The organism is Tateyamaria algicola, assembly GCF_047715485.1.
Classification (GTDB): Bacteria; Pseudomonadota; Alphaproteobacteria; order Rhodobacterales; family Rhodobacteraceae; genus Tateyamaria.
Genome location: NZ_CP180422.1, coordinates 1022826 through 1036536 on the forward strand (window position 1 = coordinate 1022826; position 13711 = coordinate 1036536).

General features: G+C 64.4%; 13 protein-coding genes and 1 pseudogene. 3 read left to right on the forward strand and 11 right to left on the reverse strand.

The window, feature by feature from the left end; all coding sequences use genetic code 11:
* Window positions 1-6: 6 nt before the first annotated feature.
* Window positions 7-225, reverse strand: a complete 219-nt coding sequence (gene infA, locus ACMHLQ_RS07405; protein ID WP_005978431.1) for a translation initiation factor IF-1 — start codon at window positions 223-225, stop codon at window positions 7-9.
* An 82-nt stretch (window positions 226-307) separates the two neighbouring features.
* A pseudogene (locus ACMHLQ_RS07410) lies at window positions 308-1197 on the reverse strand (carbon-nitrogen hydrolase family protein).
* Window positions 1198-1342: 145 nt separating this feature from the next.
* On the opposite strand from ACMHLQ_RS07410, the gene ACMHLQ_RS07415 reads away from it, so the two are divergent.
* The gene (locus tag ACMHLQ_RS07415; protein ID WP_415404143.1) at window positions 1343-2305 is read left to right on the forward strand and encodes a LysR family transcriptional regulator; all 963 of its coding nucleotides are present in this window, start codon (window positions 1343-1345) and stop codon (window positions 2303-2305) included.
* Here ACMHLQ_RS07415 and ACMHLQ_RS07420 read toward each other — a convergent pair.
* Window positions 2302-3036: a site-2 protease family protein gene (locus tag ACMHLQ_RS07420; RefSeq protein ID WP_415404144.1), complete on the reverse strand. Its 735-nt coding sequence runs from the start codon at window positions 3034-3036 to the stop codon at window positions 2302-2304. The genes ACMHLQ_RS07415 and ACMHLQ_RS07420 overlap by 4 nt on opposite strands.
* Before the next feature lie 65 nt (window positions 3037-3101).
* Between ACMHLQ_RS07420 and ACMHLQ_RS07425 the strand changes: the two genes are divergently transcribed.
* Window positions 3102-3800 carry an NAD-dependent deacylase gene (locus ACMHLQ_RS07425; protein WP_415404145.1) on the forward strand — a complete coding sequence of 233 codons (699 nt, stop codon included), beginning with the start codon at window positions 3102-3104 and terminating at the stop codon, window positions 3798-3800.
* 148 nt (window positions 3801-3948) lie between these two features.
* Here ACMHLQ_RS07425 and ACMHLQ_RS07430 read toward each other — a convergent pair whose 3' ends face one another.
* The 4 genes from ACMHLQ_RS07430 to meaB all read right to left on the reverse strand — a co-directional run bounded on the left by ACMHLQ_RS07430 (window position 3949) and on the right by meaB (window position 6438).
* Window positions 3949-4422, reverse strand: a complete 474-nt coding sequence (locus ACMHLQ_RS07430; RefSeq protein WP_415404146.1) for a copper chaperone PCu(A)C — start codon at window positions 4420-4422, stop codon at window positions 3949-3951.
* A gap of 57 nt (window positions 4423-4479) precedes the next feature.
* Window positions 4480-4815 (reverse strand): hypothetical protein, encoded by a 336-nt coding sequence (locus ACMHLQ_RS07435; protein WP_415404147.1) that lies wholly within the window; start codon window positions 4813-4815, stop codon window positions 4480-4482.
* 224 nt (window positions 4816-5039) lie between these two features.
* Window positions 5040-5330 carry a 50S ribosomal protein L28 gene (gene rpmB / locus ACMHLQ_RS07440; RefSeq protein WP_415405245.1) on the reverse strand — a complete coding sequence of 97 codons (291 nt, stop codon included), beginning with the start codon at window positions 5328-5330 and terminating at the stop codon, window positions 5040-5042.
* Between the two features lie 139 nt (window positions 5331-5469).
* Window positions 5470-6438 carry a methylmalonyl Co-A mutase-associated GTPase MeaB gene (gene meaB, locus ACMHLQ_RS07445; RefSeq protein ID WP_415404148.1) on the reverse strand — a complete coding sequence of 323 codons (969 nt, stop codon included), beginning with the start codon at window positions 6436-6438 and terminating at the stop codon, window positions 5470-5472.
* Window positions 6439-6529: 91 nt separating this feature from the next.
* Here meaB and hrpB point away from each other — a divergent pair, with 91 nt between their 5' ends.
* Entirely contained in the window at window positions 6530-8941 is a 2412-nt protein-coding gene (hrpB, locus tag ACMHLQ_RS07450; RefSeq protein WP_415404149.1) for an ATP-dependent helicase HrpB, read from the forward strand.
* A 102-nt stretch (window positions 8942-9043) separates the two neighbouring features.
* Here the strand turns inward: hrpB and gndA are convergent, their stop codons facing one another.
* The 4 genes from gndA to ACMHLQ_RS07470 all read right to left on the reverse strand — a co-directional run bounded on the left by gndA (window position 9044) and on the right by ACMHLQ_RS07470 (window position 13636).
* On the reverse strand, window positions 9044-10441 hold the full coding sequence (gene gndA / locus ACMHLQ_RS07455) for an NADP-dependent phosphogluconate dehydrogenase (RefSeq protein ID WP_415404150.1): 1398 nt from the start codon (window positions 10439-10441) through the stop codon (window positions 9044-9046).
* Between the two features lie 60 nt (window positions 10442-10501).
* On the reverse strand, window positions 10502-11485 hold the full coding sequence (locus tag ACMHLQ_RS07460; RefSeq protein ID WP_415404151.1) for a 2-dehydropantoate 2-reductase: 984 nt from the start codon (window positions 11483-11485) through the stop codon (window positions 10502-10504).
* Entirely contained in the window at window positions 11482-12387 is a 906-nt protein-coding gene (gene argF, locus ACMHLQ_RS07465) for an ornithine carbamoyltransferase (protein WP_415404152.1), read from the reverse strand. The genes ACMHLQ_RS07460 and argF overlap by 4 nt, the downstream gene beginning before the upstream one ends.
* A gap of 76 nt (window positions 12388-12463) precedes the next feature.
* Complete coding sequence (locus ACMHLQ_RS07470) at window positions 12464-13636, reverse strand: aspartate aminotransferase family protein (protein WP_415404153.1); 1173 nt, start codon at window positions 13634-13636, stop codon at window positions 12464-12466.
* Window positions 13637-13711 lie beyond the last annotated feature (75 nt).

The window sequence follows — 13711 nt, forward strand, 5'->3', positions numbered from 1 at the left end:
TCAGAGTTACTTGAAGCGGTAGTTGATCCGACCCTTGGTCAAATCATAGGGGGTCATCTCGACCTGCACCTTGTCGCCTGCCAGAACGCGGATGCGGTTCTTGCGCATTTTACCTGCCGTATGTGCGATGATCTCATGGCCATTCTCTAGCTCGACCCGAAACGTCGCATTCGGCAGGAGTTCCTTTACGACACCGGGAAATTCGAGCGTATCTTCCTTGGCCATGGTCTCTCCTAAATTACACAGCCCGCCAATCGTGCGGACGCGCCACTAAATGCGCTTCTCGCAGCTATAATTCAAGGGCAAATCAAGCCAGCGACGTGACTGTGACCCGTTCGGCACGCGGCACGCTGTGATCCCAGTCGCGCCGGTTCAACACACCGCCATCGCGGCGCACGTCGGACACGCTGGCAAGGTCAACGTCGCCGTAGACCCATCCCGGCGCATTCAGCTCCCCCAGCGCGATGATCCCGTTGTCGGGAAAGCCGCGGTCAGGGGGGCCAAAAATCCCCCCGCCCCGACAGAGACATCCACCGCCTCCGACCACTCCGCACTGCCCACGACCGAGGACATCACTGTCACGCACTGGTTTTCCAGCGCGCGGGCCTGCGCCCCGATGCGGACACGGGAATAGCCGGTCAGCGCCTCGGTGACGGAAGGCATGAGGATGATGTCGGCCTCGGCCAGGGCGCGGCCCAACAGGGGGAATTCGCTGTCGTAACAGATCAGAATGCCAATCTTGCCCAGGCGTGTGTCAAACAACTGCAACGGCCCACCCGGCACCACGTCCCAGACCTCGGCCTCGAACCGGGTCATGACCTGTTTGTCCTGTACCCCCATCGCCCCGCTTGGGGCAAACAGCCGGGCGCGGTTGACGGGGCGGGTCACCCCCTGCGGCAAGGCATCGGTTGCAGGGGCAGAGGCGGCCAGAATATGCACCCCGAACTGCGCAGCGAGGTGGCGGTGCAGCGCGTCTGCCTCGGGCAGGCGTTCCGCCACGGCGTGCAGGGACGCCTCAAGATCACCTGCAACCTCCAGCCCCGCCAGTGTGGCCAGTTCCATCGCGCCGTATTCAGGAAAGACAAGCAGTTGCGCGCCATGCGATGCGGCCTCGTCAACCCAGGCTGTCAGCTTGTCCTCATAGGCCGCCCAATCGGGCAGCACGTCCAGCGGGTATGCAGCGGTGGCAATTCTCATTGGGCCAGTCTGCCCGACAGACCACGCGTGATGCAAGGGCGCTCTAACATCGAAAAACCCGAAGACAGAGAGGCAGAAAACCCGATTTTCATTGACGCCAAGGCGCCGTAGTTTCAAGTATTACAAAAGTAAGGAAGGATCTTCCATGCTCAGCAAAGGCGTCACATTGCGCGGTCTCGAAGTGTTCGAGGCACTCGCGGCGACCGGCTCGGTCGCGCAGGCGGCGACCGTCACCGGCCTCAGCCAGCCTGCCGTCAGCCAGCAATTGCGCAACCTCGAAACCGCGCTGGCCACTGACCTGATCGACCATGGCAAACGCCCCATGCGGCTGACACCTGCGGGCCACAGCTTTCTCATCCGGGCCGAGGCGGCACTGTCGCAACTGCGCCTTGCCCAGTCCGAACTGACAGTGATGGACCTCGCCCATCTCTCTGCCCTCAGCATCGGCGTGATCGACGATTTCGAGAATGACCTGACGCCCCGGCTGGTCACCATCCTCGCTGACAGCCTGACGCGCTGCAAATTCACGCTGGCCACAGCGCCCAGCCACGAAATCCTGCAAGCCATCGCGGACAAGCGGTTGCACATCGCGATCTCGGCCAGTGACGGCACAATGCGAGACGGCGTACTTGAATACCCGCTCGCGCGCGATCCGTTCATCCTTGTCGCGCCCAAAGGGGTGGTCAAGGATTCCGACCCTTTGCCGATGCTGCGCGATCTGCCGTTTTTGCGATACGAGCGTGACCAGTTGATCTCGCGTCAGATCGAGGCGCATCTGGCCCGCCAAAAGCTCGACCTCGCCGACCGGTTTGAAATCGGCAGCCACCTTGCGTTGATGGCCATGGTGGCGCGGCGGATCGGGTGGACGGTGACGACGCCGCTGGGCTTTATGCGGGCCGGGCGCTTTCACGATCAGGTCGAGGCGTTTCCTTTGCCCTTTAAACCGTTCTCGCGCACCATATCGCTTTATGCGTCGGCGGATTGGGCCGGGAATGTGCCTACGGATGTGGCCAATACGATGCGACGCCTGATCCTGACCCACATGATCGATCCGGCCCTGACGCAGCTTCCATGGCTCACTGGCGAATTGCGCCTGCTCGACAGCTAGCGGCGGCGCAAACGGTTCAGACGCGCCCCACCGCGCAACATCTCCCAATGCGCGCGCAGGCTGGGCATGAACAAGAGCACAAAGCCGAATGTGACGAAAACCAGGATCATCGCCGGAATCCACAACACTGCGCAGATCAGGCCAATGCCTCCCGCCACCTGCAAGGCGCGGCTTTCGGGCAGCACCCGCAGCAAGGCCAGGTGCAACAGCTTGCCCCCGTCCAGGGGCTGTACAGGGATCAGGTTCAGCACGAACAGCATCAGGTTTAGATTGGCCGTAAACCACAGCCAGGATGCAAATTCGATGCGCCCTGCAAAGGCCGCCAAAGGGGGCGCCAGCGGATCGCTCGGCACACTGGCCCACAGCGCCTCGGCCCCAAGGGACAGAACAGCCCAGAGGGCCAGGTTCACCAGCGGCCCCATTGCGACAATCAACTCGGACGCGCGCGCGCCAGCAGCGGCGTGCTGGCAATAGCCACCGCCGCCATGCAGCACCACGCGGTCCACGCGCACGCCCTGCACCAGCGCACCCCAGGCATGGCCGAATTCGTGCAAGAGGATCGAAGACACCAGAATGGCCGCGATGATCGCAGCCTCGATCAGCGCAGGGGCGCCGGCACCGGCATTGACGCCGACAATCACACAGATCAGGAACAGGATGGATGGCGCAATCTCGACCTCAACATCCCAAGGGCCCCGAAAACGAAAGATAGCGGTCTCGGTGTGCATCATGTGGTCTTGCCTTGCGCGTGGAGTGTTGGTCTGGTGGTGGCGTAACGGGAAAACAAAGCAAGATTATGGCACATCCTTCGATCGTTATCCTGACCGGCGCAGGAATTTCCGCTGAAAGCGGGCTTGGCACCTTTCGTGACGAAGGCGGGCTATGGGCCCAGCACCGGATCGAGGATGTGGCCACGCCCGAAGGGTTTGCGCGCAACCCGCAACTGGTCGTCGATTTCTACAACGCGCGGCGCGCCCAGGCGGCAGAGGCGGTGCCGAATGCAGGGCATGCCGCCCTCGCGCGGTTGCAGGCGGAACATCCCGGCGATGTGCTGCTGGTCACGCAAAACGTGGATGATCTGCACGAAAAGGCGGGCAGCCCGGATGTCCTGCACATGCACGGCGCGCTCAACTCCGCCCTGTGTGGGGCCTGCGAACAACGTTGGCCCGCCCCGCTCGAGATGCATGTGGGCGAGGCCTGTCCGCAGTGTGATGCCCCCACGGCCCGCCCGGATATCGTCTGGTTCGGCGAAATCCCCTACCAGATGGAGCGGATCGAACAGGCCCTGCTGAACGCGGATATCTTTGCCGCCATCGGCACATCAGGCAATGTTTACCCAGCGGCCGGTTTCGTACAGATGGCTGCCCATGTGGGCGCAAAGACAGTCGAGATGAACCTCGACCCGTCCGAAACCGTCGCGCTGTTCGAGGAAACCCGCCCCGGCAAAGCGTCGGAAACGGTGCCCGAGTGGGTCGCCAGTATTCTGGGCAGCTAGGGCGGAGGACACCTCCGCCTTACGGGGGCGCACCGGTTGAGAGGTAAGGTGGACCTTGGTCCACCCAGCCCGGCCGACCTTCTGGCGGAGCAAGCTCCGCCTTACATCAGCCGGTGTTGCGTAAGGCGGAGGTGTCCTCCGCCCCGGCTCAGTTCGAATGCCCGCCGTGTGCGCCTGGTTGAGGCTGACGCGCATTGTCGACGGGAATGGTCACAACAACCTCGCCCGCCTCTTCGAACACCAGCGTCACCTCGATCTCGGCATCCTGCTCAAGCGGCCCGGTCAGCCCCATCAGCATGACATGGTCGCCCCCGCGCATCATGTGGTGCGTGGCACCGGCGGGCAGGTCGATCCCGCCTTCGATCTCGGTCATCTGCATGACGCCATCACTGACTTCGATATGGGTGTGCAACTCCACCCGTTTCGCAACATCCGTGCGCGCGCCAATCAGGCGGTCATCCGTGTCCGACGTGTTGTGCAGCAACATGAACGCCGCCCCGGATTTGGCCGCAGGGCTGGCCGCACGGGCATAGGGGTCCATGACCATGATGCCATCGGCAAAGGCGGGCATGGCAAGAAGGGTTGCGGCGGCGACGGCCGCAAAGCGTGAACGATAGGACATAACAGTCCCCTTTTCTTGATCTGATCGTATGTGATTGAAAAATTCAGGTCGGTCAGATCAAACCGGGGGTGCGCGGGCCAGAGCACGGGCGTAGCGCCCCTGTGCCACAGCACTGTCGCTCTGCCAGAGCGCAGGCGCGGCCATAGCAGGCCCCTCACCTAGGACAAAGGCATACGGTGCGGGCGCGACGAACGCGCTAAGTGCACAGTCCGGACACAGGTGTGGGGCGGATGTCGGCTGCCCCTCATTGTCCACATAGACAACCATCGCCTGCGCGCCGATGCAGATGACCATCTGGTCTACGGCCCGTTCTGCCCCGCGCGCCATACCCGCACTGTGGCTTGTCACCACCAGCAAAAGGCTCAGCATCAGGGAAAGGACCATGCGCGTCATGGCCCTACCTGTAGCGCGAGGGGCGCCGGGCCTCAACTGCGGCAAAAGGCACCGCGTGTCTCAGCGACAGATGCCTCCGGCGGGGATTTTTTTAGAACAGAGAAGACGAAGTGGAGCCTGCGCACGTTAAGGCGCCGCGAAGCGCTTGCATTTGCAGAGCACACATAAAACAACCCCGCCTGCGTGGTCGCGGGCGGGGCCAAATCGTTACACTTACCTTGGGATCAGGCTGTGGCAGCCTGCGCCTTGGCGATCTCTTTTTTCACCTTCATGGCGCGGTCCGACAGTTCCACGTCCTTGGCTTTCGCCAGGTACGCGTCCAGACCACCCCGGTGATCAACCGAACGCAGGGCGGCGGCTGAAATGCGCAGCTTGACGCCACGGCCCAGAGTCTCGGACTGCAGGGTCACATCATTCAGGTTCGGCAGGAAACGCCGACGGGTTCTGTTCTTCGCGTGGCTGACATTGTTGCCAACCATCGGGCCTTTACCGGTCAATTCGCATACGCGCGACATGGGCTCATCCTCTTGATCACTCTGCCGCTCCGTGCCGGGCTTGCGGCCCTGAAACGACATGAGGCACCGCGCACCGGCGGCACCATCGAATTTCGTTCGGTGGCTTTAGGGGGAATCGGGGGCCGGGTCAACCCGAACCCTACCCCAAATGCGCCAACATCTGCGCCGCCGCCGCACCCGGCTCGAGCGTGCCTTCGGCGACCTCTGTGCCAAGGGCCGCCATCCGCGCCCGCGCCTCTGCCGTTTCCAGTTGCGCCAAAAGGCCCGCGCGCACGTCCTGCTCGAACCAATAGCGCGCCTGCGCGGCCCGCGTCGCCTCGAAAAACCCGGCCGCGCGGCGCCACTCCACCAGCGCCTGCATGTCGGCCCAGGACGCCTCCAGCCCCTCTTCGGCCAGGGCTGAGACCATCATCGCCTTGGGATACCCTTCGGGGTCCTGCGCCCGCTTGCGCAACAGGCGCAAGGCCCCGGCATAATCCGCACAGGTGCGTGTGGCCGCAGGTTTCAGATCACCATCGGCCTTGTTCACAAGGATCATGTCGGCCATCTCCATGATGCCGCGCTTGACACCCTGCAACTCGTCCCCGCCCGCCGGGGCCAGCAGCAACAGGAACAGATCCGCCATTTGCGCCACCACCGTCTCGGACTGACCCACGCCCACCGTCTCGATCAGCACCACGTCAAAGCCCGCGCCCTCGCACAGGGCCACCGCCTCACGCGTGCGGCGCGCTACGCCGCCCAGATGGGTCTGGCTGGGCGAGGGGCGGATAAAGGCGTTGGGCTCGCGGCTGAGCAGATCCATCCGCGTCTTGTCGCCCAGGATCGACCCGCCAGAGCGGGCCGAGGACGGATCAACCGCCAGCACCGCCACGCGCAGGCCTGCGCGCACCAGCATCATCCCGAACGCCTCGATAAAGGTCGACTTGCCCACGCCGGGCGTGCCCGACAAACCGATGCGCAGGGCCTGCCGGTCGCGCGGCAAGGCTCCCAGCACCTCCCCGGCAAGAACACGGTGATCCTCGCGCGCACTCTCCACCAACGTGATGCCGCGCGCCAGCGCCCGCCGCTCTCCGGCTGCAATCCGTTCCGCCAGATCGATGGTGTCCATGCGCTGCTCCCTCTCGCCGGACGTTTCTGGGAAAGGCGCGCGCAAATGTCCAGTGTTGGCGCGCCCGCGCACATGGGCCATAACGCGCGCCATGACGGCCTCCTTACCCATCGACGCGATCCTGCCCGACCTCATGGACACGCTGCGCAGCCATGGCCGCGCTGTGCTGCAAGCGCCCCCCGGCGCGGGCAAGACCACACGTGTACCGCTGGCGATGCGCGACGAGGGGCTGACAGAGGGCAAGATCCTCATGCTCGAACCCCGCCGCCTCGCCGCACGCGCCGCCGCTGACCGCATGGCCGCCACGCTGGGGGAAAAGACGGGTCAAACCGTCGGCTACCGCATCCGGGGCGACAGCAAGACCAGCGCCGAGACAAAGATCGAAGTCGTCACCGAAGGCATCCTGACCCGCATGTTGCAGGACGCACCAGACCTGCCCGGCATCGGCGCGGTGCTGTTTGACGAATTCCACGAACGCTCGCTCAATGCTGAACTGGGCCTCGCCCTCTGCATTGAGGTGGCCGAGGCGCTGCGCGACGACCTGATCCTGCTGGCCATGTCCGCGACGCTCGATGCCGCCCCGGTGGCGCAAGTGATGGGTGCCCCCATCCTCACCTCTGAAGGGCAAAGTTTCGAGGTGACACCGCACTGGCTGCCCAAACCGCTGCCCAAAACCACCCGGTTCGAAAACGCCATGGCCGACCTGATCCTCCACGCACTGGGCAAGGCCGAGGGGTCGCTGCTTGCCTTCCTGCCCGGAGAGGGCGAAATCAGGCGCACCCAGGCCCTCATCGAAAACCAACTGCCCCAGGGCACCACCGTCCACCCGCTCTTTGGCGCGATGGACTTCAAGGCGCAGCGGGCCGCCATCACGCCGTCCGATCACCGCAAAGTGGTGCTGGCGACGTCCATTGCCGAAACCTCGCTGACCATCCCCGACATCCGCATCGTGGTCGATGGCGGCAAATCCCGGCGCGCGCGGTTCGATGCGTCCTCTGGCATGTCGCGGCTGATCACCGAACGGGTCACACGGGCCGAAGCCACCCAACGCGCAGGCCGCGCAGGCCGCGTGGCACCGGGGGCCGCTTACAAACTCTGGACACGAGGCGAGGATGGCGCACTCGCCGCCTTCCCACCGCCGGAGATCGAGGCAGGAGACCTCGCAAGTTTCGCCCTCGAACTGAAGCTATGGGGCGGAGGCGAGGACACGTTGCGCTTTGTCACCCCACCCCATGCCGGGCGGCTGGCCGAGGCGCGCAGACTACTCCAGATGCTGGGCGCGCTGGATGACAACCACCGGATCACCGCTCACGGGCGCGCGCTGGCCAAACACCCGCTGCACCCGCGCCTTGCCCACATGCTGGAAACCGCAGGGGCGCAGGCCGCCACGCTCGCCGCCCTGCTGGCCGAACGCGACCCGCTGCGCAATCGGGGCACCGACCTCACCCTGCGGATGCGCGCCATCCGTGATCCAAACGCCTTTCCCGATGCCCATCGCGGCGCCATCGCCCGGATCAAGGACGAGGCCAAGCGGCTGGCGCGCAGCAGGACGCAAACGCCCAAAATGGAGCTGGGCGCCATGGCTGCCCTCGCCTATCCCGACCGGATCGGGCTGCGCCGTGCAGGCGATGCGCCGCGCTATGTGCTGTCGGGCGGCAAGGGCGCGATCCTGCCACAGGGAGATGCCCTGTCAGGCCACCGCCTGATCGTGGCAACAGACGTCGACGGCGACCCGCGCGAGGCGCGGATAAGGCAGGCCGTTCCGCTGGATGAAAGCACGCTCGAAACGCTCTTCGCCCCCCAGATCACATGGCAAAACATCTGCATCTGGTCCAAGCGGGATCGCGCAGTGCAGGCCCGCCAGCAACGCCGCTTCGGCGCGCTCATCCTCGATGACCAGCTCTGGTCCGACGCGCCCGAAGCGGACATCGCCCGCGCCATGTGCGACGGCATCCGCGAACTCGGCCTCAAACCCTCGCGCGGTGCGGCAGGGCTGATGGCCCGCGCCGCCCTGATGGGCGGCGACTTCCCCGACATCAGCGAACAAACCCTCATGGCCACGCTCGAAAACTGGCTGCTGCCCTACCTCACCGGCATCCGCACCGCCGCAGACTGGAAAGGGTTCGACATCCTGCCCGCCCTGCAATCCCACCTCGGCTGGGACAACATGACCCGGCTCGACAGCGCCGTTCCCGGCCACTTCACCACACCGCTGGGGCGCAAGATCGCCATCGACTATGACGCCGCAACGCCAGGCATCCAGGTCCGCCTGCAAGAGATGTTCGGCGTCACACGCCACCCCCATGTGGGCCGAACCGCCCTGCAAGTCACCCTGCTCTCCCCCGCCCAGCGCCCGATCCAGATCACCTCGGACCTGCCCCGCTTCTGGGCCACAAGCTACGAGGACGTGCGCAAGGACATGCGCGGCCAATACCCCAAACACCCCTGGCCCGAAGACCCGACACAGGCCGACCCGACCTTACGCGCCAAACCGCGCAAGTGACCCAAGGCCCTAGTCTTCTTCTGACCAGAAATACCATGGGGGAGTCCGAAGGACGGGGGCAAAGCCCCCTAAAAATCGTGTCGCCGCAAGGCGTCCTTCAGGTCACGCCCAAGGCCCGTGATGCTGGCCCTCTTGATCGACACGCTCGAACCCGTGTGCGCCGAACCGGTCACGCAGCCCTTGGATCATGTCCGCCGTCCCGCGCCCTTTGGCCATGCTGTCATGCCAGGCCAATGCGGCCGACAGCGCAGGCATCGGCTGTCCGGCAAGGCTCGCCGCCGCCACGACCCGGCGCAGGCCCGGCAGCGCCTCTTCCAACAAGGCCACCATCGAGGGCGCAAGGATCATATGGCCCTGCGGCAGCGCGCCCCGAAATGCGTCGGCAAACTGATCCAGCAGGGCCGAGCGGATGATGCACCCCGCCCGCCAGATCTCTGCAATCCGCGCCATGTCCAGCGACCAGTCAAACGCGTCCGAGGCAGCAGTCATCACCCTGAATCCCTGAGCATGCGACAAAATCCGGCCTGCCAGCATCGCGGCTTCCAGATCACCCTCGCTTGGCAACGCGTATTCCTGCGCCCCCGGCGACAAGGCTGCCTCTGCCGCAACCCGCGCCTCCTTCTCTGACGACCAGCCCCGCGCGCCCACCGCCGCTTCGATGGCCGAGGCCGACTGGCCCAGCTTCAACGCCTCGATCACAGTCCAACGCCCCGTGCCCTTCTGCCCGGCAGCATCGCGGATCACATCAATCATGGGTTTGCCCGTCTCCGGATCCACAGCGCCCAGCACATCAGCAGCAATCTCGATCAGGTAAGAACTCAACCGCCCCGTTTTCCAGCGCTCGAACATTGCACCGATCTGCGCGGGGGCAAGGCCAGCCAGATCGCGCTTCACCCCATAAACCTCTGCAATCATTTGCATATCCGCGTATTCGATCCCGTTATGCACGGTCTTGACGAAATGCCCGGCCCCGTCCGGGCCCACATGGGCCACGCAAGGATCGCCCTCGAACTTCGCCGCAATGGCTTCGGCCATCGGGCGGAACTGCGACCAGGCATGGTCCGATCCGCCCACCATCATCGAGGGGCCGTGGCGCGCACCCTCCTCACCACCAGATACACCCATGCCCACAAAGTGCACACCGGTCCCGTCCAGCGCGTCGTTGCGCGCGCGAGTGGCATTGAAATCCGCATTGCCCCCATCAATAACCGTATCGCCTTCGGCCAAGAGCGGGCGCACGGCATCAATCATCGCATCCATCGGCTTGCCCGAGGGGATCATGAACAGGATCGTGCGCGGCGCTTGGATTGCAGCAACGAAATCAGAGAGTTCCGCGTGCCCACTTACAGCACCGTCCAACCCGTCCGCCTCTTTCAGAAAGGGGTCGATCCACTCCGGCTCGCGGTTCGACACCGCCACGGCAAAGCCCCGCTCGGCCAGGTTCAACGCCAGCGCACTGCCCATCGTGCCCAGCCCGTATACTCCGATATCTGCGCCCATTCACTGCCCTTCCCCATGGTGATGAGGCCGACCATAGGTGAGGGAGGGCGCGGTGCAAGCCTATTGCCGGATTTCGTCCGGGCGCAGGCCGGGAGGCCCCTCACCCGCCGCCTCAGCGGTACGGATCAGGCTGCGCATCCGGGCATTCAGCGGGGCCTGCCGCCCGTGACGGCTGGCAAGCTCCAGAATGGCGCCTTGTAAGGCGTCGATCTCGGTCTTGCGCCCCTGTTTCAGATCATCCCACATAGACGAACGCGCCTGCGCATCGATGGTCAGCATTTGCGCCGCGATGACACGGAACAGGGGTGTGGGCAGGCGCAGGATATGAGGGATCAGGTGGGGCGGCGCGGCGGTTGTCTTGGCCGGGGCAATCCCGGCGGTCTTCAGCACCCGCAGCCCCTCGGCCATCTGGTCGGCCATCAGGCGGCGCCAGCGACGGTCGTGCAGCTGCTCAAGCAAGGGCATGTCCGACAAGGCATTGATCGCATTTCCCAAATTGATCAGCAACTTACCCCATTGCACCGCCTCTATATTGTCGACCTGCACCCAGTTCAGATGCGGGCAGGACAAATCAGGCAGCGGCCCGGCCTCGATCAGAATGTCGCCGGATGTGGCGCGGTGGTACTGCGCAGGCCCGCCCGGCACCACATTGAAAGGCACCACGCCCGCCCGCACATCCGCTTGGGGCAAGGCCGCACGCAGGGCGACCGCATTGGCCACCCCGTTCTGTAGGCTGATCACCTGTGCCTGCGGCGCATGCGTGGCGATCTGACGAGCCATGGCGTTCGTGTCGCCCGACTTCACGCAGACCAACACAAGGTCCGCACCGCTCAAGGCCGCCTCTGCATCCTCGATCATGGCAGGCGCTGCCAGATGCACGTCCAGCCCGTCGAAATCCGTCAGGCGCAGCCCATCCGCAGCGCAGGCCGCCGCTACGCGGGGTCGCGCCAGAAACCGCACATCATGCCCCGCATCCGCCAGCAGTCCGCCAACGAAACAGCCGATGCTGCCCGCCCCGGCCACGGTGATGCGCGGGGGGCTCATACCCCGAGGCACCAGCGCATGATGGCCTTTTGCGCGTGCAGCCGGTTCTCGGCCTCGTCAAAGATCACCGAATGCGGCCCGTCCATCACGGCCGAGGTCGCCTCGTCATCGCGGTGGGCGGGCAGGCAGTGCATGAACAGGCTGTCCTCTTTGGCCTTGTCCATAAGCGCATCGTTCACCTGATAGCCGCGCAACTGGTTGTGCCGCCGCTCGCGCGCGGATTGGGGATCGTGCATGGACACCCACGTGTCCGTGACGACCAGGTCAGCGCCCTCGACGGCGATGTCGGGATTGCGCTCGGTCGTATAAAGCCCGTCCAACGCCCGTTCGGGATCAAGGGGTTCGGGGCCGGTAAAGACCAGATCGAATTCAAACTGTTTGGCGGCGTGGGCAAAACTCGCGAACACATTGTTGCCGTCGCCTGACCACACAACCTTCTTTCCTTTGATGGGGCCGCGATGTTCCTCGAAGGTCATCACATCCGCCATGATCTGGCAGGGATGGGTGCGGTTGGTCAGCCCGTTGATCACTGGTACGCTGGCATATTCCGCCATCTCGAGCAGCGTCGCCTCTTCGAAGGTGCGGATCATGATCAGATCGACATAGCGCGACAGGACGCGGGCCGTGTCGGCAATTGTCTCGCCGTGGCCCAGCTGCATGTCGTTGCCCGACAACACCATCGTCTGCCCGCCCATCTGGCGCACGCCCACGTCAAAGGACACGCGTGTCCGGGTCGACGGCTTTTCAAAGATCAGCGCGACCATGTGCCCGGCCAGCGGTGCGTCGTCATCCGGCGTGCCCTTTGGGCGGCCTGCGCGCGCCTGTTTCATGGATTGCGCGTCATCGATGATCTGGCGCAGATCGGTCTGGGATGTCGTGTGGATGTCAAGAAAGTGTGTCATTTCAGGTGTCTCTTTGTCGGAGAGACCCGGGGGCGCTGCCCCCGGACCCCCGGGATTTTTCTGGAACAGAGAAGGATCAGGCGGCGAGGCTTGCCGCGGCCTTGTCGAGGCGGTCGATGGCCTGGCCGATCTCTTCATCGGTGATGGTGAGGGGCGGCAGCAACCGGATCGTGTTGTCGGCGGCAGGCACGGTGATCACCTCATTGGCATAGCCTGCATTGACCACGTCCACGTTGGTGACCTTGCATTTGATGCCCATCATCAGACCCGACCCGCGTACAAAGTCGAACACATCCGGGTGGGCGGCAATCAACCCTTCGAGCTTTTGGCGCAGGGTGCCCGCCTTGCGGTTCACATCCGCCAGGAAGTCGGGCGTGTTCACCGTGTCGAGCACGGCGCAGCCCACAGCGCAGCCCAGCGGGTTGCCGCCATAGGTCGAGCCATGCGTGCCTGCGGTCATCCCACTTGCCGCCTCTTCACTGGCCAGCACGGCCCCGAGGGGGAAGCCGCCGCCAATGCCCTTGGCCACCATCATGATGTCGGGTTCGATCCCTGCCCATTCGTGGGCAAAAAGCTTGCCCGTGCGGCCCACACCACACTGCACCTCGTCGAGGATCAGCAGGATGCCCTTTTCGTCACACAGATCGCGCAGGCCCTTGAGGCATTGATCGGGCACGGGGATGATCCCGCCCTCGCCCTGCACGGGTTCGATCAGGATGGCGGCGGTTGTCTCTGTGATGGCCGGTTCAATTGCGTCATGATCGCCAAACGCGAGGTGGGTAAAGCCGGGCAGAAGCGGGCCAAAGCCCTTGGTCATCTTTTCTGAGCCTGCCGCCGCGATCCCGGCTGAGGACCGGCCATGGAAACTACCGGAGAAGGTGATGATATCGACCTTTTCGGGATGCCCTTTCTCGTACCAGTACTTGCGCGCCATCTTGACCGCCAGCTCGCACGCCTCGGTGCCTGAATTGGTGAAAAACACCGTGTCAGCAAAGGTGGCATCCACCAGTTTGTCCGCCAGCGCCTGCTGCTGCGGGATGTGGTAGAGGTTGGAGGTGTGCCAGAGCGCGCCCGCCTGATCCGTCAACGCCTGCGTCAGGGCCGGATGGGCATGGCCCAATGCGTTCACCGCAATGCCCGCGCCCAGATCCAGAAAACGTCGCCCATCCGCCTCGATCAACCAGGTGCCTTCGCCTTTGACAAAGGTCAAAGGCGCGCGGGAATAGGTGGGCAGAACGGAAGCGATCATCAGGATCATCCTTTGGAAAAAGCCGAAAGCATCAATGAGCATGAGGCGCCCGGCGGGGTCAACAGATTTGAGGGG

Excerpts from the sequence above, each read along its gene's own strand:
- infA (WP_005978431.1), bottom strand. The coding sequence starts at position 225 with ATGGCCAAGGAAGATACGCTCGAATTTCCCGGTGTCGTAAAGGAACTC.
- ACMHLQ_RS07415 (WP_415404143.1), top strand. The coding sequence starts at position 1,343 with ATGCTCAGCAAAGGCGTCACATTGCGCGGTCTCGAAGTGTTCGAGGCA.
- ACMHLQ_RS07420 (WP_415404144.1), bottom strand. The coding sequence starts at position 3,036 with ATGATGCACACCGAGACCGCTATCTTTCGTTTTCGGGGCCCTTGGGAT.
- ACMHLQ_RS07425 (WP_415404145.1), top strand. The coding sequence starts at position 3,102 with ATGGCACATCCTTCGATCGTTATCCTGACCGGCGCAGGAATTTCCGCT.
- ACMHLQ_RS07430 (WP_415404146.1), bottom strand. The coding sequence starts at position 4,422 with ATGTCCTATCGTTCACGCTTTGCGGCCGTCGCCGCCGCAACCCTTCTT.
- ACMHLQ_RS07435 (WP_415404147.1), bottom strand. The coding sequence starts at position 4,815 with ATGACGCGCATGGTCCTTTCCCTGATGCTGAGCCTTTTGCTGGTGGTG.
- rpmB (WP_415405245.1), bottom strand. The coding sequence starts at position 5,330 with ATGTCGCGCGTATGCGAATTGACCGGTAAAGGCCCGATGGTTGGCAAC.
- meaB (WP_415404148.1), bottom strand. The coding sequence starts at position 6,438 with ATGGACACCATCGATCTGGCGGAACGGATTGCAGCCGGAGAGCGGCGG.
- hrpB (WP_415404149.1), top strand. The coding sequence starts at position 6,530 with ATGACGGCCTCCTTACCCATCGACGCGATCCTGCCCGACCTCATGGAC.
- gndA (WP_415404150.1), bottom strand. The coding sequence starts at position 10,441 with ATGGGCGCAGATATCGGAGTATACGGGCTGGGCACGATGGGCAGTGCG.
- ACMHLQ_RS07460 (WP_415404151.1), bottom strand. The coding sequence starts at position 11,485 with ATGAGCCCCCCGCGCATCACCGTGGCCGGGGCGGGCAGCATCGGCTGT.
- argF (WP_415404152.1), bottom strand. The coding sequence starts at position 12,387 with ATGACACACTTTCTTGACATCCACACGACATCCCAGACCGATCTGCGC.
- ACMHLQ_RS07470 (WP_415404153.1), bottom strand. The coding sequence starts at position 13,636 with ATGATCGCTTCCGTTCTGCCCACCTATTCCCGCGCGCCTTTGACCTTT.